Annotated in this window: 21 protein-coding genes and 1 tRNA gene; 13 read left to right on the top strand and 9 right to left on the bottom strand. The window is 66.4% G+C overall.

What is annotated here, in order from left to right; all coding sequences use genetic code 11:
- Positions 1 to 5: 5 nt before the first annotated feature.
- From H9532_RS02240 to proC, 5 genes are read left to right on the top strand one after another with little or no spacing between them, the layout of a single operon-like run.
- Positions 6 to 914: an energy-coupling factor transporter transmembrane protein EcfT gene (locus H9532_RS02240; protein WP_296365391.1), complete on the top strand. Its 909-nt coding sequence runs from the start codon at positions 6 to 8 to the stop codon at positions 912 to 914.
- Between the two features lie 36 nt (positions 915 to 950).
- A complete protein-coding gene (locus H9532_RS02235) occupies positions 951 to 1,217 on the top strand; it encodes a PipX family protein (protein ID WP_296365389.1) in 267 nt (88 codons plus the stop codon).
- A gap of 6 nt (positions 1,218 to 1,223) precedes the next feature.
- On the top strand, positions 1,224 to 1,898 hold the full coding sequence (locus H9532_RS02230) for a YggS family pyridoxal phosphate-dependent enzyme (protein WP_296365388.1): 675 nt from the start codon (positions 1,224 to 1,226) through the stop codon (positions 1,896 to 1,898).
- A gap of 27 nt (positions 1,899 to 1,925) precedes the next feature.
- Entirely contained in the window at positions 1,926 to 2,480 is a 555-nt protein-coding gene (locus H9532_RS02225) for a cell division protein SepF (RefSeq protein ID WP_296365386.1), read from the top strand.
- A gap of 17 nt (positions 2,481 to 2,497) precedes the next feature.
- Positions 2,498 to 3,313, top strand: coding sequence for a pyrroline-5-carboxylate reductase (proC, locus tag H9532_RS02220; protein WP_296365384.1), 816 nt, complete (start codon positions 2,498 to 2,500; stop codon positions 3,311 to 3,313).
- A gap of 12 nt (positions 3,314 to 3,325) precedes the next feature.
- Here proC and plsY read toward each other — a convergent pair whose 3' ends face one another.
- Genes plsY through H9532_RS02195 form a run of 5 tightly spaced genes read right to left on the bottom strand, consistent with a single transcriptional unit; the run spans position 3,326 to position 7,472 of the window.
- Positions 3,326 to 3,970 (bottom strand): glycerol-3-phosphate 1-O-acyltransferase PlsY, encoded by a 645-nt coding sequence (gene plsY / locus H9532_RS02215; RefSeq protein WP_296365382.1) that lies wholly within the window; start codon positions 3,968 to 3,970, stop codon positions 3,326 to 3,328.
- Complete coding sequence (locus H9532_RS02210) at positions 3,967 to 4,878, bottom strand: DUF3086 domain-containing protein (protein ID WP_296365380.1); 912 nt, start codon at positions 4,876 to 4,878, stop codon at positions 3,967 to 3,969. Before H9532_RS02210 ends, plsY begins: the two co-directional genes overlap by 4 nt.
- A complete protein-coding gene (locus H9532_RS02205) occupies positions 4,875 to 5,270 on the bottom strand; it encodes a DUF3119 family protein (RefSeq protein ID WP_296365378.1) in 396 nt (131 codons plus the stop codon). Before H9532_RS02205 ends, H9532_RS02210 begins: the two co-directional genes overlap by 4 nt.
- Complete coding sequence (locus H9532_RS02200) at positions 5,267 to 6,040, bottom strand: ABC transporter permease (RefSeq protein ID WP_296365453.1); 774 nt, start codon at positions 6,038 to 6,040, stop codon at positions 5,267 to 5,269. The genes H9532_RS02205 and H9532_RS02200 overlap by 4 nt, the downstream gene beginning before the upstream one ends.
- Before the next feature lie 19 nt (positions 6,041 to 6,059).
- Entirely contained in the window at positions 6,060 to 7,472 is a 1,413-nt protein-coding gene (locus tag H9532_RS02195; protein ID WP_296365376.1) for an MFS transporter, read from the bottom strand.
- Positions 7,473 to 7,566: 94 nt separating this feature from the next.
- Between H9532_RS02195 and H9532_RS02190 the strand changes: the two genes are divergently transcribed.
- Positions 7,567 to 7,637 (top strand) — tRNA-Gly (locus tag H9532_RS02190).
- On the opposite strand, the gene H9532_RS02185 is transcribed toward H9532_RS02190, so the two are convergent.
- Positions 7,637 to 9,715, bottom strand: a complete 2,079-nt coding sequence (locus H9532_RS02185) for a glycogen-debranching protein (protein WP_296365374.1) — start codon at positions 9,713 to 9,715, stop codon at positions 7,637 to 7,639. The genes H9532_RS02190 and H9532_RS02185 overlap by 1 nt on opposite strands.
- 56 nt (positions 9,716 to 9,771) lie before the next feature.
- On the opposite strand from H9532_RS02185, the gene H9532_RS02180 reads away from it, so the two are divergent.
- The 3 genes from H9532_RS02180 to gluQRS all read left to right on the top strand — a co-directional run bounded on the left by H9532_RS02180 (position 9,772) and on the right by gluQRS (position 11,955).
- On the top strand, positions 9,772 to 10,461 hold the full coding sequence (locus tag H9532_RS02180; protein WP_296365372.1) for an MBL fold metallo-hydrolase: 690 nt from the start codon (positions 9,772 to 9,774) through the stop codon (positions 10,459 to 10,461).
- 181 nt (positions 10,462 to 10,642) lie between these two features.
- On the top strand, positions 10,643 to 10,918 hold the full coding sequence (locus H9532_RS02175; protein ID WP_010311229.1) for an HU family DNA-binding protein: 276 nt from the start codon (positions 10,643 to 10,645) through the stop codon (positions 10,916 to 10,918).
- Between the two features lie 101 nt (positions 10,919 to 11,019).
- Positions 11,020 to 11,955 (top strand): tRNA glutamyl-Q(34) synthetase GluQRS, encoded by a 936-nt coding sequence (gluQRS, locus tag H9532_RS02170; RefSeq protein WP_296365451.1) that lies wholly within the window; start codon positions 11,020 to 11,022, stop codon positions 11,953 to 11,955.
- A gap of 294 nt (positions 11,956 to 12,249) precedes the next feature.
- Here gluQRS and H9532_RS02165 read toward each other — a convergent pair whose 3' ends face one another.
- Positions 12,250 to 12,375, bottom strand: a complete 126-nt coding sequence (locus H9532_RS02165) for a hypothetical protein (protein ID WP_296365457.1) — start codon at positions 12,373 to 12,375, stop codon at positions 12,250 to 12,252.
- Positions 12,376 to 12,414: 39 nt separating this feature from the next.
- Between H9532_RS02165 and H9532_RS02160 the strand changes: the two genes are divergently transcribed.
- Positions 12,415 to 12,660 carry a hypothetical protein gene (locus tag H9532_RS02160; RefSeq protein ID WP_296365368.1) on the top strand — a complete coding sequence of 82 codons (246 nt, stop codon included), beginning with the start codon at positions 12,415 to 12,417 and terminating at the stop codon, positions 12,658 to 12,660.
- Here the strand turns inward: H9532_RS02160 and feoB are convergent, their stop codons facing one another.
- Together feoB and H9532_RS02150 are read right to left on the bottom strand one after the other, a co-directional pair.
- Positions 12,661 to 14,460, bottom strand: coding sequence for a ferrous iron transport protein B (gene feoB, locus H9532_RS02155; protein ID WP_296365367.1), 1,800 nt, complete (start codon positions 14,458 to 14,460; stop codon positions 12,661 to 12,663).
- A complete protein-coding gene (locus H9532_RS02150) occupies positions 14,457 to 14,690 on the bottom strand; it encodes a FeoA family protein (RefSeq protein ID WP_296365365.1) in 234 nt (77 codons plus the stop codon). Before H9532_RS02150 ends, feoB begins: the two co-directional genes overlap by 4 nt.
- Before the next feature lie 105 nt (positions 14,691 to 14,795).
- Here H9532_RS02150 and H9532_RS02145 point away from each other — a divergent pair, with 105 nt between their 5' ends.
- From H9532_RS02145 to H9532_RS02135, 3 genes are all read left to right on the top strand, one after another.
- Positions 14,796 to 15,059 (top strand): hypothetical protein, encoded by a 264-nt coding sequence (locus tag H9532_RS02145; RefSeq protein WP_296365363.1) that lies wholly within the window; start codon positions 14,796 to 14,798, stop codon positions 15,057 to 15,059.
- 72 nt (positions 15,060 to 15,131) lie between these two features.
- Entirely contained in the window at positions 15,132 to 16,133 is a 1,002-nt protein-coding gene (gene hemB / locus H9532_RS02140) for a porphobilinogen synthase (protein ID WP_296365361.1), read from the top strand.
- Positions 16,134 to 16,189: 56 nt separating this feature from the next.
- Complete coding sequence (locus H9532_RS02135; protein WP_296365359.1) at positions 16,190 to 16,435, top strand: hypothetical protein; 246 nt, start codon at positions 16,190 to 16,192, stop codon at positions 16,433 to 16,435.
- The last annotated feature ends 4 nt before the right edge of the window (positions 16,436 to 16,439 follow it).

The raw sequence follows: 16,439 nt of genomic DNA, 5'->3' as shown, positions 1-16,439 counted from the left end.
GCCTGATGGATTGGTTGCGGCAGATCCCCATCGGCCAGTACGTCGATGGCACGGGCAGCTGGCTGCGTGATCTCGATCCGCGGCTCAAGCTGGCTTGGACCGTGGCCTTTCTTCTCACGCCGATCCTGGCGGGGCCCTGGTGGCGGCTGGCTCTGGTGGGCTTGCTGCTGCTGGTGACGGCGTGCAGCGGCCTCCCCTGGCGAATCTGGCGCCGCACCCTGCCGCTGCTGCTGGCGCTCTCGGTGTTGGTGGGCGTGCTGGCCACCTTCCTGCCCGCCGGTGGGGTTGATCCGGTGGCCTTGAACCGGCCACCTCAGGAGCTGCGCTTGGCCCCTGCGGATCAGGGGCAGCGCTGGGAGTTGTTGCGCTGGGGGCCGGTGCAGTTGGGGCCGGTACCGTTCGGGCCGCTGCTGATCACGCGCCGCTCTGCGGCGTTAGGGCTCAACAGTGCCACCTTGTTGTTCACGGTGATTCACAGCGCCAATCTGTTGCTGCTCACCACACCACCGGAATCGTTGGTGTGGGGCCTGAGCTGGTGCATTTCGCCCCTGGCGCGGATGGGGGTGCCCGTCGATCGCCTCGGTTTCACCCTGCTGCTGTCGCTGCGATTCCTGCCATTGGTGCAGGAGGAATTTCAGAACTTGCTGCGCTCGGTGGCCACGCGTTCGGTGAACCTGCGTCAACTGGGGCTGCAGGGTTCTTTGGCGCTGGTGCTCGCTCTGGGGGAGCGCCTGCTGGCCAATGTGTTGCTGCGGGCTGAACAGGGAGCCGAGGCGTTGATGGCCAAGGGTGGGCGTTGGATTGCACCGGCTCAGTTGATTCGCGATCCGCTGCCCAGGCCAGCGCTGCAATGGGCCTGTGCCTTGGGGCTCGCGCTGTTGCTCGGTTTGCGGTGGAGGTACGGTGACGTCTGATTTGGTCACCGTCGGCACAGACCGCGTGAGCGCTGAGTGAGCACAGAGCGTTATCTCAATCACCCCACTTTCGGCTTGCTCTACCGCGTGGCGGAGGTGGGTGAGGGGCGCGATCTCTACGCCACGCTCTATGCCCAGCGCATGTTTTTTGTGGTGACGCTGCAGGAGCGCGGCGCTCAATTTGAGGTGATTCCGTTGATGGATGCCCGCCATCTGGCGGAGCAGAATCTCGCGCGTGCGCGCCGTGATGGCCCTCAGGCCCATGCCCGCTGGCGTCAGTTGTTCGATCAAACCTTCATCTGATCGCCAGTGGTGTCTGAGTCAGCAGCTGAGCGCTTGGAGGCGATTCGCCGCCAGCTGCCCGCCTCCACCCAACTGCTGGCGGTGAGTAAAGGTCATCCCGCTGCCGCCATTCGTGAACTGGCAGAGCTGGGTCAACGCAGCTTCGGCGAAAGCCGGCTGCAGGAAGCCATAGCCAAACAGGCGGAGCTGGCGGATTGGCCTGCGCTCGACTGGCACTTCATTGGGCGGCTGCAGGCCAACAAGGTGCGGCCCGTGGTTCAGCGTTTCGCTTGGCTCCACTCTGTGGATTCGCTGGCCCTGGCCGAACGGGTGGCCCGAATTGCCGCAGAGGAGGGTGTCTGCCCCAAGGTGTTGCTGCAGGTGAAGCTGCGCCCCGACCCGGCTAAGGGTGGCTTTGCCCCCGAGGATCTGCGCCAGGCCTGGCCGCAACTGCGGGCCCTGCCGACGGTGCAACTGGTGGGCCTGATGACCATGGCGCCCCTGGGACTTGATGCAGCGCAGCGCAAGAGCCTGTTTGCCGACTGCGCGGCCTTGGCGCGGGAGCTGGGTCTTGAGCAGTTGTCGATGGGGATGAGTGGCGATTGGCAGGAGGCTGCTGCGGCCGGCAGCACCTGGGTTCGTATCGGCTCAGCCCTCTTCGGCTCGAAACCCTTGTCACCGCCCGCGTGGGACGCTATCTAGGCTAAGTGCCAAGACCGAGGTTCCACGGTGTCGTTGCTCTCCCGCCTGCGTGCAGTTGTCTCCGGTGACGACTACCTCGACGGCTACGACGACGAGCTTGACTACGACCACGGTGATGTGCCGGAGACCAGCACCACCACGAGCCCTGGTGCCCTGGCTCTCACCAGCGATTTCGACAGCGTGGATCCCTTTGCTGGCAGCAATGTGATCGGCATGCCGGGCATCTCCTCCTCCGCCGCGGAGGTCACCCTGATGGAGCCTCGCAGCTTCGATGAAATGCCCCGCGCCATCCAGGCCTTGCGCGAGCGCAAGACCGTGATCCTCAATCTCACGATGATGGAGCCGGATCAGGCCCAGCGCGCTGTGGATTTTGTGGCCGGTGGAACCTTCGCCATCGACGGCCACCAGGAGCGGGTGGGCGAAAGCATCTTCCTGTTCGCCCCCAGCTGCGTCACGGTGACCACCGCTGCAAGCGAAGAGCCCTCCTCTCCCACCGTGGTGTCCCGTGAGGTGAGCCAAGAGCCGGAAGCAGCTCCCGCTCCCGCCTGGGGCCGCGAAACCTACGGCGCTAGCGTCGGCTGAGCGCACCTCTCGCCCTTTTGAGCAGCTTCTCCCCCACCAGCTTTGGGGTGATCGGCCTGGGCCGCATGGCCCAGGCCTTGTTGTTTCCTCTCTTGGAGAGCGGGCAGCTCAGCGCCGCCGGTGTGCAGGCGGCGGTGGCGTCCCTCCCCTCGGCCGAGCGCCTGCGGCAGCAGCGCCCTGGCTTGCAGGTGAGCACGGATCCGGCAGCGGCCTGGGGGTGCGCAGCGGTGCTTCTGGCGGTGAAACCCCAGCAGCTCGAGGCGGTGGCTGCAGCTGCACCTGCCCCCACCGGTGCGGAGCCGCCACTGCTGATTTCGGTGCTGGCTGGCGTGACGGTTGCACGCCTGCAGCGGCTGTTCCCCGCTTGGCGGATCGTGCGAGCGGTGCCCAACACGCCTTGCTTGGTGCGTGCCGGACTCACCGGCCTGGCCTGGGGTGAAGGCGTGTCTGCTGAACAGCAGGCCTGGGTGCAGCAATTGTTTGCTCAGGTGGGTGAGGTGCTGCAGTTGCCGGAGGTGCAGCTGGATGCCTTCCTGGCCCTCACCTCCTCGGGCCCGGCCTTTGTGGCAATGGTGGCCGAAGCGATGGCCGATGGTGCCGTGGCAGCAGGTTTGCCCCGGGTGCAGGCCCATCACCTGGCCCATCGCACCCTGGCCGGCACAGCCGCCTTGCTGCAGGAGCAGCAGCTGCATCCTGGGCAGCTCAAAGACATGGTGAGCAGCCCGGGGGGCACCACCATCGCCGGCATCCGTGCCCTGGAGAGCAGTGGCTTGCGATCTGCCTTGATCGAGGCGGTGCTGGCTGCCGCCGAGCGCAGCCGTCAGCTGGGCTGAGGCCCAACGGAATCAGGCCTTCTGGCCGATGCGTGGTTCGGTGCCTGCCAGCAGACGCTCAATGTTGCTGCGGTGCCGCCAGAGCACCATCACGCTGGTGAGCAGTGCCAAGGCCAGGTAGGCCGGCCGCAGACCGGTGCCAGTGCTGGCAAAGGAGCCAAGCATCAGGAGCGGCAGGCTCAGGGCAGCGATCACGCTGGAGAGCGACACGATCCGCGAGATCGAGATCACGGCCATGAACACCCCAAAGCAGGCCAGGCCCACGGGCCAAGTGAGGCCCAGCAGCATGCCCAGCCCCGTGGCCACTGCTTTGCCGCCGCGCCAGCCCAGCCAAACCGGCCAGATATGACCGGCCAGCGCCGCCAGGCCCGTAGCCACCACCCACCAATCGCTCTCGGGGGTGATGCCGAGCGGCTGCAACAGCAGCTTGGCCAGGAGCACGGCTGCAGTGCCCTTGAGCACATCCACCAGAAACACCACCAGAGCCGGAACCTTTCCGAACTGCCGCAGCACGTTGGTGGCGCCGGTGGAGCCGGAGCCCAGGCTGCGGATGTCTACCCCCTTGAGCCAGCGGCCCGCCAGGTAGCCGCTGGGGATCGAGCCCAGCAGATAGCCCGCCAACAGGCAGAACAGAGGGGTTTGCAGCAGTGGGGTCACAGCAGGTCGTCGTCGAGGGCGAGTTCGGTGGGGCTGCCGGCGAAAGCCAGCCAGATGGGGAATTGAAGGATTGGCACCTCCACCGCGGCTTCGGCGGCATCCACCACGATGAAGGGGAGCTCGCCCCGTTCTTCCAGGCGATCGGCTCGTTCGATCAGCGCATCGGGGCGCTCGAACAGCACGATGCCGCTCTGGGGGCCGAAGTCTTCGCGGGCGAGGCCAAGGCAATCCTGCAGGCCGCGGCGCCACTCGCCCAGCCGCTCGGGTGTTCCGGCTAGCACGAGCGTTTGAAAGCGCTCGCCGTAGAGATCGCCCAGGATCGAGATAGCCGCAGCGGTGATCAGGGCATTGCGGTTGCGGCTGCCGCTGCTGGGCTGGGCCCCGCGGCCGCCCTGGTTGAGGAACCAGTCGTCGAGCAGGGCGGCACCGGAGGCTTCCAGGCTGCGGCGCAGTTTCCAGGGGTCGGCATAAAAATCCGGCTGGCCCTGGAAGCTCTGCAGCCGCTCGCGGATCAGGGCCTCATCGGCGCTGAACAGGCCCGCGGCTGCCGGAGCCGGGGTGCTGGCGCCGGCGGCATGGCTGGCGGGCTGAGTGGCGGCCGCCTGATCCAGCGGTGAGGGCTGCACCACCAGCGGCTGCACCACCAGCTCCATCTGCTCGGCTGCCACCGCCAGCTCCTGCAAGGCGCCCACCAGGTAATCCTGAAAGCCCTTCACCCGCCGGGCGATCGAATCCGTTTGGCCGGCGAAGGTGCTGTTGATGTCTTGTTGGAGCTGATCACGGCGGCCGCTCAGCTCCTTGATATCCGCTTCGAGGGCCTCGCGCTGTTGGTGCAGCTCGCGCAACGCCAGTTCCTGCCAACCGGCAGGCGGTGTGTCGGGTGCGGGTGTCTGGACGTCGTCGCTCATGGCTGGGCGCTCACGTGGATGTTGAGCTGCTCGCGCAGGGTCTTGGGATCGAACAGCACCGGCAGAAAGTGAATGCTGCGCTGTTCACGGAAATAGAACAGCACAGGGATGGGAGACCAGAACAGCGTCCAGCTCAGCCATTCGCTGTAGGGGAAGCGGCGCAGCACGGTGCTGCCGCGCCACACCAGCAGGGCATCGGCACTGAATTGAAGCCGCAGGATCTGGCTCTGGATCAAGAGAAACAGCCCAAACAGGCTGACCGCCAGCGAGAGCCAGGGGTTGAGCAGCAGCGAGGCCAGCCCAAGCCCCAGCACCGCCAGGGGCAGCCAGGGGCTTGGCGCCAGGATCACGCCCTGGCTGGCGTCGGGCAGAGGCGCTTGAGACGCGGTCATTGGCCGAACAGCAGTTGGGTGAGCACCACGTCCATCAGCGACACGGTGACCAGAATCATCACCACGGCGCCGGTGGTGCTGGTGCCCACTTCCTTCGGGCCGCCGCGGGTGGTGAGGCCCCAGCCGCAGGAGATCACGGCAATCTGCAGGCCGAACACCACCGCCTTCAGCAGCATGGCTGGCAGATCCGAGGGCTCCATCCAGGTGCGCACGGAGTTCCAGAACACCGACGGTGGGATCTGATAGAGGAGCGTGCTGCTCACCTGGCCCGACCACATCGCCACAGCGAAGAACGCCAGGCACTGCACCGGGGTCATGATCAGCATCGCCAGCACCCGCGGCACCACCAGGTACTGCACCGGATCGGTGCGGAGCATGGTGATCGCATCGATCTGCTCAGTCACCTTCATGGTGCCGAGCTGGGCGGCGTAGGCCGTGGCCACCTTGCCCGTTACCAGGGTGGCGGTGAGGATCGGGGCGATCTCACGGGCAAGGCCCAGGGCGAGGATGCCGCCCACCGTGGCGCCCGCCCCCTGCTTCACCAGTTCGGAGGCGGCCTGGATGTTGAACACGGTGCCCGCGGCAAGCCCGGTGATGATCACGATCAGGAAGCTGCCTGGGCCCGCTTCCATCAGTTCCACCATTAGGTCGGTGATGCCCACTTGGCCTTTGGCTAGAGCGGCCAGGGCTTGACCGCCGATCAGGAAGCTTTCGCCCAGGCGGATGAGCCAGCGGGGGCGAAGCCAGGTGGGAAGACGGCGGCGGGGCATCAGTGACATCGGGAGGGGTTCAGCCGGCGCTGGGGTGGTGCTGCAGGTGAAGGCCTTTCTCAGGCCAGCGGCGCATCACCACCAGGCCCAGAACCACCAGAACTGCAGGAATGATGCCCATGCACAGCCGGATCGCCACCAAAGCGCTATCGGGCTGCAGCATGCCGCGGGACGCCACATAGCCGCTGAGGCTCATCAGGTTGCCGAAGAAGAAGAGGGCAAAGCTGATGCAGATCTTCTGGGTGAACACCATCCAGGCGCTGTACTGGCCCGCCGGTTTTTCCGGGTCGGCATCAATGGCATCGGGCAGCAGGGCCCACGGGATCAGGTAGGCGGTGGAGGCGCCGAGGCCCACCAGCAGAATGGCGCCCAGCAGCAGGGTCAGGCGCAGCCCGTTGGCGGCCGATCCCAGCGGACTGATCGCTGCATCGAGCGGTGCCAGCAGCATCGCGGCCATGCAGCCGGCCACCCAGAGGCCACTGCCCCACTGGAGGGCGCGGATGCGGCCCTGGCGGTGCGACACCGAGGTCCACAGCTGCAGACCCACCAGGGTGCTGATCTGGAACGGCAGCAGGATCCAGTTGCTCCAGCCCTCCGGTACGTGCATCACCACAGGCAGGAAGATCAGCGCGGCGGTCTGCATGATCTGGAGGGCACACCAGAGCAACAGGTAGAGGCCCAACACCTTCACGAAGCGCCCGTTGCTGCGCACCCGCTTGATCAGCCGCCGCGTGGTGCCCCGCTGCGCGTCGGGCTGCTGGCAGTGGCGGGCTGAGGGGGCGATGCCCCAGGCGCACAGCAGCGTGCACACCAGGATGATCAGGCCGGAGAGCACGCCCATCTGCCAGTAGCTGCTGGGGTTCTGGTGATCGCGCAGCAGCAGCGCCCCCAGCACGATGCCCACTAACCCCGCCGTGATCGAGCCGGTGAAGCGGGCCATGTTCAGCCGCGTGCGCAGCGACACATCAGTGGTGAGTTCGGCGGCCAGGGCGGCGTAGGGAAGGTTGACGCAGGTGTAGAGGCTGTTGGCCAGCACGGAGATGGCCACGAACACCCAGAAGCGCACCCACTCGCTGCCAGGGGGCAGCCACCACATCAGGGCCATCGCCACACCGAGGGGTAGGGCGCTTCCCACAATCCAGGGCAGGCGTGGTCCCCAGCGGCCCATGGTCTTGTCGCTGAGCCAGCCCACCACGGGATCGTTCACCGCATCCCAGAGGCGGGCCAGCATCAACACCAGGCCAGCCATCCAGGCGGGCAGGCCGGCGGCGGCCGTGTAGAAGATGAAGAGGTAGAAGCCGATCAGCGAGGCAGCCATGCCCGTGCCGGCGTCGCCTAGGCCGTAGGCCACCAGGAGCCGCAACCGCGCCGGGCCCCGCAGGCTTGCCGCATCAAACGGTGCGGCTGGGGCGGCGGGAGACGCAGCGGACAAGAGGTCTGATCCGAACGCAGGTCATAATGCTGCAGCCGGCGTGAATTCCATGACACGCAGGCCCAGCGGCAACGCTTGATGCGTTTGTACTGCTGCGGGCTTAGTTTAGTGGTAAAACCTCAGCCTTCCAAGCTGATGATGCGGGTTCGATTCCCGCAGCCCGCTTACAGCTGATGCCCCTCCATCAGGGGCGCGGCCACCAACAACACCAGGCTGCGGCTCCCCATCGCAACGCTGTCGCCTGAGATGGATGGGCCATCGGACGGCAGATCCTCCCCGGTGGGTTGATGGGTGTCGATCACCCGCTTCCAATCGCTGCTGCAGCTGGGGATCTCGAAGCTCAGATCTTCGTGATAGGCATTCATGCCGCACCAGATCAGTGGGCCGTGCTCGCGGTCGTTGAGGCTCCAGGCCAGGGTGTGCGACCAGGCGGCCCAATCCGGCTGAGCCAGCTTCACGCCATCCCATTGGCGCATCAGGTGGCCGGCCTGATCGAAGCGCAGGGCCTTGCCCGCCTCCGGGTGCGGGATCTCAGGGTTGAGCAAGTCGGCCAGGTGATGGCGCAGATGGATCAGGCGCTGCACAAACAGCCGCAGGGCTTGGTCGTCGGCATCCGGCTGCCAGTGCATCCAACCCAGAACGTTGTTTTGGCACCAGGCGTTGTTGTTGCCCCCCTGGCTGCGGCGCACCTCGTCGCCCATCAGCAGCATCGGCACCCCTGGGCTGAGCAGCAGTGAACACAGCAGGTTGCGCAGTTGGCGGTTGCGCAGGGCTGTGACGCCCGCATCGGTGCTGGGCCCCTCGGCGCCGTGGTTCCAGTTGTTGTTGTGGTTATCGCCGTCGCGGTTGTCTTCGCCGTTGGCCAGGTTGTGCTTTTGGCTGTAGCTCACCAGATCCGCCAGGGTGAAGCCGTCGTGGGCGGTGAGGAAGGTGATGCTGCGGCCCAGCAGGGCTGGCTGGCCGCCGAACAGATCCGGGCTGCCGGCCAGGCGTTGGCCCATGGGCCAGCAGCTTTTCTCATCGCCTTTCCAGAAGCGGCGCACGTCATCGCGGAAACGGCCGTTCCAGGCGCCAATGCGCCGTGCGGGGAAATCGGCCAGGCGGTACAGCCCGCCGCAATCCCACGGTTCGCTCACCAGCTTCAGATCCGCCAGTTCCGGATCGGCTTCGATCTCCTCAAACAGGGGCGGGTGATCAAGGGGAGCTAGCTCATCACCGCGGCTGAGGGCGATGCCCAGGTCGAAGCGGAAGCCATCCACCCCCAGCTCCAGCGCCCAGCAGCGCATCGATTCGAGGATCAGCCGGCGGGAGTGGGGGCGATTGGCGGCGATGGAATTGCCGCAGCCGCTCACATCGAGGTAATCGCCCTTGGCGTTCTGGTGGTAGTAGTTGCGGTCATCGATGCCGCGCCAACTCAGCGTGGGCCCGGCTTGGTTGCCTTCGCAGGTGTGGTTGTAGACCACATCCACCAGCACCTCCAGGCCGGCCTGGTGACAGGCGCTCACCAGCTGACGCACCTGGTGGCGAATCTGCAGCGGATCGTCGCCCTGCTGATAGGCGTGGTGGGGTGCCATCCAGCTCAGAGGGCTGTAGCCCCAGTAATTGAGCCGGCCCGCTGGGGCATCGTGCGGGTCGAAAGCCATCACCGGCAGCAGTTCCACCGTGGTGATGCCCAGTTCCTTCAGATAGGGAATCGCTTCGATCAGCCCCAGGTAGGTGCCCTGCGCGGCTTCGCTCACCGGGCTGCCTGGGCCGCGGCTGAAGCCCCCCACATGCAGCTCGTAGATCACGGTCCGCTGCCAGCTGTGGCGCGGCCGCGGCGCGGAGCGGAAATCAAAGCGATCCCGTTCCGTCACCACCCCCTTCAGGCAGCTGGCGGTGTTCGGCATCGCCCCAACAGCGTCAACCCGGCGGTAGACATCCCAGCCGGTGATCGCTCGGGCGCAGGGGTCGAGCAGCAACTTGGAGGGGTTGAAGCCGTGGCGGCCCGGCAGCAGCGGGCCGAACACCCGGTAGGCGTAGCAGCAGCCGATGCCGACCCCGCTCACCTCCACATGCCAGATGTCGCCGGAGCGGTGGCGATGGTCGAGCTCCACCACCTGATCGGGTTCCGGCGCGTTGCCCGCCGGAAAGATCAACAGCTCAATACGGGTGGCCATCGGGGCCACCAGGGAAAAGTTCACGCCCTGTTCGGTGGCGCTCGACCCCAGGGGCCAGGGTTGTCCCAGTCGGATCGTGCGCACCGGAGCCTGGAGGCCTCTGCCACAAGCTAGGTGTTGTCTGCGGGTCTTGCCCCCCGATGTCATGGCTCCAAGCACAACCCACAGCCGCCGGGCGCCCGCCTCGGCAGGTTCAGGAGGGGCTCTGGCTGTTCGCCCCCAACCGCGATACCCAGGGCGGCAGCTCCTGGTGGCTTGAGCCCTCTGCGGCCGATCGCTCCGGCGTGTTGATCGATTGCCCGGCCTTCAACGACGCCAACCTGGCGTTCCTGCAGCAGCAGCCCGCCGGCCGCATCGTGCTCACCGGCCGCGAGGGGCATGGCCGCCTGCGTCGGTTTCAGGAGGCTTTGGGCTGGCCCGTGCATGTGCAGGAGCAGGAGGCCTATCTGTTGCCCGGAGCGCAACAACTGATCGGCTTTGCCGAGCAGACGGAGCTGGAGCCAGGGCTGCGGCTGTTGTGGACGCCTGGCCCCAGCCCCGGCACCGCCGTGTTGCTGGCGGAGCAGCCTGGGATCTTGTTCTGCGGCCGGCTGTTGAGCCCACTGGCTCCAGGGCAGGCAGGCCCGCTGCGTACGCGCCGCAGTTTTCATTGGGGCCGTTGGCTGCGCAGCCTGGATCGCTTGCGCGCCTGGCTGCCGCCGGGGCAGCCGCACTGGCTGGCGAGTGGCGCCGGATTGGGTGCCTTGCGCGGTGAGGCGCTGGTGCCGTCGGCGCGGGCGCTGCTGGATCAGCTCGACCTGGATGCGCTGGCCACTCAGCAGCCTGTTTGAGGCTCGATGGACCCCGCGGCGGTGGCGAATGGGTCACAAAAGTGGCAAAACCGTGGCTGCAAAAGGGGTCCGATGGTTGCCGGGCCTTGCCAACACCCATACCATTGGCGCGCTGAACCCAGTGGCGGTCGGTGTTCCCGAGCCGCCCGGCTGCTACTGACCCAGAGGCTTCCCCAGTCCGATGAACAAAGCTGATCTCGTCAACCTCGTTGCTGCCCGCACCGAGCTGACCAAAACCGACGTGGCCCAGGTGGTGGATGCCGCCATCGACACCATCATTGATTCGGTGGTGGAAGGCAAAAAAGTGTCGATCCTTGGCTTCGGCTCCTTCGAGCCCCGCGAGCGCTCCGCCCGTCAGGGTCTGAACCCCAAGACCGGCGACAAGATCAAGATTCCCGCCAAGCGCGTGCCTGCCTTCACCGCCGGCAAGCTGTTTAAGGACCGCGTGCAGGGCTGATCGCCTCACCGGCATGACGCAGATGAGGCGGTCAGAAGACCGCCTTTTTTGTGCCCTTGGTGCGGGATGCTGAAGGCCTCTCCGCTTCCCGCCCCAGCCCAGTGTTGCCCGAGCATCTGCAGCGCCAGCTCGCCTGCCGCCGCGGCAACCGGGGGCGTTTTGCGCCATCCCCCACCGGTCGTCTTCACCTGGGCAACCTGCGTACAGCCCTGATCTCGTGGTTGATCACCCGGCTGCAGGGTGGTGAGTGGCTGCTGCGGATCGACGATCTCGATATCCCCCGCAACCGGCCCAATGCCGAGGACTCCATCCTCAGCGATTTGCGTTGCCTGGGGCTGGAGTGGGATGGGCCGCTGATTCGCCAGAGCGAGCGCCGCGGCCTCTACGCCTCGGTGCTCTCGGCGCTGCGCCGGAACGGCCGGCTCTACCCCTGCCGCTGCAGTCGCCGGATGCTGGCGGATGTGTCTGCCCCCCACGGCGCCACAGCGGTGTATCCGGGCTTTTGCCGCAACCGCGCCAGTGGCTGGGGGGCGGAGCAGGGGCGTCTGCCCAGCTGGCGTCTCAGGCTGAGGCCTGGCGTGCTCGGTTGGTCTGAGCAGCTGGCCGAGCACGGCAACCTTGCGGCGGAAACGGAGGTGGGCGATGTGGTGCTGCGCCGCGCCGATGGCTTCCTCGCGTACCACCTGGCCACGGCCGTGGATGAGCTGGCCCTGGGCATCACCGATGTGGTGCGCGGTTGCGACCTCTGGTCTGCCACGGGCCCGCAGGTGGCGGTGATGCGGGAACTTGATGGAGAGCCGCCGCAGTACTGGCATCTGCCGCTTTGGCTGGATGAACAGGGCCAGCGGCTGTCGAAGCGTGATGGCGGCTTGGGGCTCGACAGCCTCAGCGACCAGGGCCTCGATGCAGCCGCTGTGGTGGGGCTGATGGCGGCGAGCCTGCAGCTGGTTCCGCCCGGCAGCCGCCTCAGCAGCGGCGAATTACTGCAGGACTGCAGCCTGGATCGGCTTCAAGCCGTGCTCTGCAGGCGAGCCTGAAGGCTTAAGGAAGCCTTCGGGATCAAATGGCTGAAAACTCCCCAGAGTGATCGTCAACAGAACGATTCACGATGGCAAGCTCCCAGCGAGGCGCACAGTCCAACGGCAGTGCATGCACTTGCTGTGGCGGCAGTGGGGTGCTCCGCACCGAGGCTGCCGGCTACCGCACCTGCCTGGAGTGTCTGGGCCAAGGCCAGAGCCCAGTCTTTGAAACGGTGTTTGGGTTGCCGGATCCAGCGGCACCGCCGGCCGCCGAACCCTGCAAGCGTTGGGCCCGAGGGGCCAGCGTGGAGATCAGCGCTTCGATTTCTGGCGCCAGATGAAGAACGCTGTCGTGGCCACGACCAACAGCAGAGGAGCCGCGGTGAGCAGCAACAGGGCAACGGCGGTCCAGTCGGTGTACATCGCGCTCGGGCTCACAAGAGGCGCCATCATCTCAGTGCACCCCGCGTGGCGTCCATGACTCGATGGCTTGTTCCGCTGCTGGTGTTGGTTGCGGCGCTGCCGGCCCAGGCCGGGGTGGAGTTCACCGATTGCCAGCCCGCCTCAGGCGGTGGCATCACCTGCGACACCCGCCCCACCGGCAACACCCTCATGGACGACGAGGCCGCTCGCTACGGGCTCTTCGATGAGGCCAGCCCAGGCTGGGCCGAATACGACCCCTATGAGGGCTACGACGACATGTTCGGTGGCAACTGGACCTGATTAGCTCAGGCGCGTGATCGTCTGAAAGGCCACAAAGCTCACCAGCCAGGCCAGCAGCAATGACCAGGCCACGCTCAGCAGCGTGAAGCTCAGTTTTTTCGATTCACTGCGGATCACCGCCACGGTGGAGAGGCAGGGCGTGTAGAGGAGGGTGAACAGCATGAAGCTCAGCGCCTGGGGCCAGCTCACATCGCTGGCGATCGCGCGGCTGAGTGCCACGGGATCCGCCTGGCCGTAAATCACCGCCAAGCCCCCCAGCACGATCTCCTTGGCGATGAAGCCGAACAGGAGCGCCACCGCAAGTTTGGGGTTGATGCCGATCGGCGCCAGCAGCGGTTGGGTGAGGGTGCCGAGCTGGCCGGCCAGGCTGGCACTGGAGGCGGGCTCCACGCCCACCGGCAGGTTGTTGAGCAGCCACACCGCCACCACCCCGAAGATGATGAACCGGCGCGACCACAGCCAGAAGTGCTTCACCTCGCTCCAGGCGCGGCTGAGCATTTGCCCCGCTGTGGGCAGCCGATAGGGCGGTAGCTCCAGCACCAGGGGCTCATTGCTGGGGAAGCGGCCGCGGAACAACAGGGCCGTGAGCATGGCGGCCACAAAGCTCATCAGATAGAGCCCAAAGATCACCAGGCCCCCGATGCGCGGCGGGAAGAACACCGCTGCCATGAACAGGAACACGTTCAGCCGGGCCGAGCACAGCGAAAACGGGATCACCAGCATCGAGAGCAGCCGCAGCCCGCGATCGCGCATCACCCGCGTGCCGAGGATCGCTGGCACGTTGCAGCCGAAGCCCATCAGCGAGAGCACGAAGCTGCGGCCATCGAGGCCGAGGCGCTCCATGAAGGCATCCATCAGATAGGCCGCCCGCGACAGATAACCGCTGTCTTCCACCAGGCCCATCGCCAGGAAGAACAAGGCGATCACTGGCAGGAAGGCCATCACCGTGCCCAGGCCCTGATACAGCCCCTCCAGCAGGAAACCCTGCAGCAGGGCTGGCAGGGGCGCGATCAGGGGCTTGAGCACTGCCTGGCCGAACTGGTCCAACAGGCTGCCCAGTGCTTCCTGTACAGGTACCCCGATGGCATAGATCCCCTGGAACATCAGGGCCATCGCCAGGAAGAACAGCGGCAGCCCCAGGAGTGGATGCAGCAGCACGGCATCGAGGCGGCGGCTGCGGCTGTCCCGCCAGCGGGCCGGCAGGGTGACGCAGCGCTCCACCAGCTCGGCCATGGCACCATCGAGATCGGCATCCATCGCCGCCAGCCGTTCCTCGAGCTGCTCGGGGATGGCGGCGGGGTGATCGGCGCGTGCCTCCAGTTGGGCCAGCAGTGTGTGCTGGAGGGTTTCAAGGCCTTGGCGGTATTTGGCGCTGAGCGGCAGCACGGGTTGGTTGAGGGCTGCGCTCAGGCTCTCGGCCTGGATGCTCACCCCGAAGCGTGCCGCCTCATCAGCCATGTTCAGGGCCAGCACGGCCGGCAGACCGAGCTGTTGCACCTGCAGGGCTAGCCGCAGCTGGCGATCGAGCTGACTGGCATTGAGCACCACCAGCACCAGATCCACGGGTGTTTGTTCGAGGAACCGGCGGACCACCGCTTCGTCGTCGCTGTGGCCGCGTAGGTCGTAGATGCCTGGCAGGTCAACCAGCTGCACGCTGCGGCCGCTCAGCTGCAGATCGGCTTGTAGGAGATCCACGGTGAGGCCGGGCCAGTTGCCGATATGGGCGTGGTGGCCGGTGAGCCGGTTGAACAAGGTCGACTTGCCCGTATTGGGCATGCCGAGAACGGCAATGGTGCTCACGCGGCCAGGCTCACCCGGGCGGCGTCGCGGCGGCGCAGCATCAATTCGGTCATGCCGACGCGCACATGCAGTGGCCCGGACCACCAGCCTCGGCGCAGCACCTGAACGGATTGTCCGGGCCGTAGACCCAGCGCCTCCAGCCGCTGACGAAGCCCAGCATCCGCTGCCAAGGCCTTCACCGTGGCCGTGGCGCCGGTGGGCAGATCCGCCAGCTGGGAGACCGCTCGCATCAATGGATGCCTATTGCGAATGAGTTGCAATATCTTAAACGTGCTGGCTGGCGCTCCAGTCGAAATTGATTACGTTGGCCTCGAACGACTGCTCTGTTCAGGTCGGTGCTGCATTTTTGGTCGCCCCATCTCGACCCGGCCCATCCCGAGGACTGCACCCAGCCGGAGCGTTATGCCATCCAGCTGCTGGAGAAAGGCACCTTCCTGGCCGTGGGGCCTGATGGTGAGGCCCTGGTCGAGGTGAACAGTGCCGATCAGGCCCATCTCTTTCACGTGCATGAGTCGGCGCTGCGTGCGGCCCGGGAGCTCAATGCCGAGGGCCGCGGGCCCGTGGATGTGGTGAAGGTGGAGCTGGATCTGGGCGGCTGATTCGGAAGCCTTCGGCGCAGCAAGCTCCGTAGGATCCGCCCCTGCCCGCCCGGCGCCGCTGCGCCAGCCCTGATGGAGCTCACCTACCGCCCCCGTCGCCTGCGCCGCACCCCTGCCCTGCGGGCGATGGTGCGCGAGACCTCCCTCAGCGCCGCCGACTTCATCTATCCCCTGTTCGTGCACGAGGGCGCCACGAATGAGCCCATCGGCGCCATGCCCGGCTGCCAGCGCTGGAGCCTCGAGGGGCTTGTTCAGGAAGTGGGCCGCGCATGGGATCTGGGTATCCGCTGCGTGGTGCTGTTCCCGAAGGTGGCCGATGGCCTCAAAACCGAGGACGGCGCTGAGTGTTTCAACGAGGGTGGCCTGATCCCCCGCGCCATCCGCCGCCTCAAGGAGGTGCACCCGGGGATGGCGATCATGACTGACGTCGCCCTGGATCCCTATTCCTGCGACGGCCACGACGGCATCGTGAGCGGTGAGGGTGTGGTGCTCAACGATGAGACCGTCGCGATCCTGTGCAAACAGGCCGTCGCCCAGGCCCGCGCCGGTGCTGATCTGATCGGCCCCAGCGACATGATGGACGGCCGCGTCGGTGCCATCCGCGAAGCCCTCGATGAAGAAGGCTTCGAGCATGTGGGGATCATCAGCTACACGGCCAAATACGCCTCCGCCTATTACGGCCCCTTCCGTGAGGCCCTGGATTCAGCGCCTCGCGCGGCCGCCAGCAAGCCGATCCCCAAGGACAAGTCCACCTATCAGATGGATCCGGCCAACGCCCGCGAAGCGATCACCGAGGCCCAGCTCGATGAGCAGGAAGGCGCCGACATCATGATGGTGAAGCCAGGTCTGGCTTATCTCGACATCATTCATCGCCTGCGCGAAGAGAGCGAGCTGCCCATTGCCGCCTACAACGTGAGCGGTGAATACGCGATGGTGAAGGCCGCCGCCGAAAAGGGCTGGATCGACGAGCGGGCTGTGGTGCTGGAAACCCTGCTCTGCTTCAAGCGGGCCGGCGCCGATCTGATCCTCACTTATCACGCTTGTGATGCGGCCCAGTGGTTGCGCGAGGGTTGAGGGCAGGCGCAGTCGGTGCGATCCTCCGGGGGCTCCGGCAACATCCGTGACCCCCGATGGCCCGCTACCTCCTCCTCTGGGTTCACGGCCCCTGGATCGCCGCTTCGCTGATGGTGATCCTGGCTTTCCGCCTGTTGCTGGCTGAAGATTTCAGCCTCCATGGCCATGGGTGGGGGTTGCTGGGCAGCGCCTCGATCTGCTTCTCGATCGGCTGCGTGTGCAAGGTGTCGTGGGTGCTGGCTCAGTTGAACCGGCGCCGCACTGCCGCCGAACAGCAGCTTGAGCACTTGGTGCTCCACTGAGCCC

This window comes from Vulcanococcus sp. Clear-D1, from assembly GCF_014654725.1.
Taxonomy (GTDB): domain Bacteria; phylum Cyanobacteriota; class Cyanobacteriia; order PCC-6307; family Cyanobiaceae; genus Vulcanococcus.
Note: the sequence above shows the minus strand (reverse complement) of the source record. Positions and strands in the feature narration are given on the sequence as shown.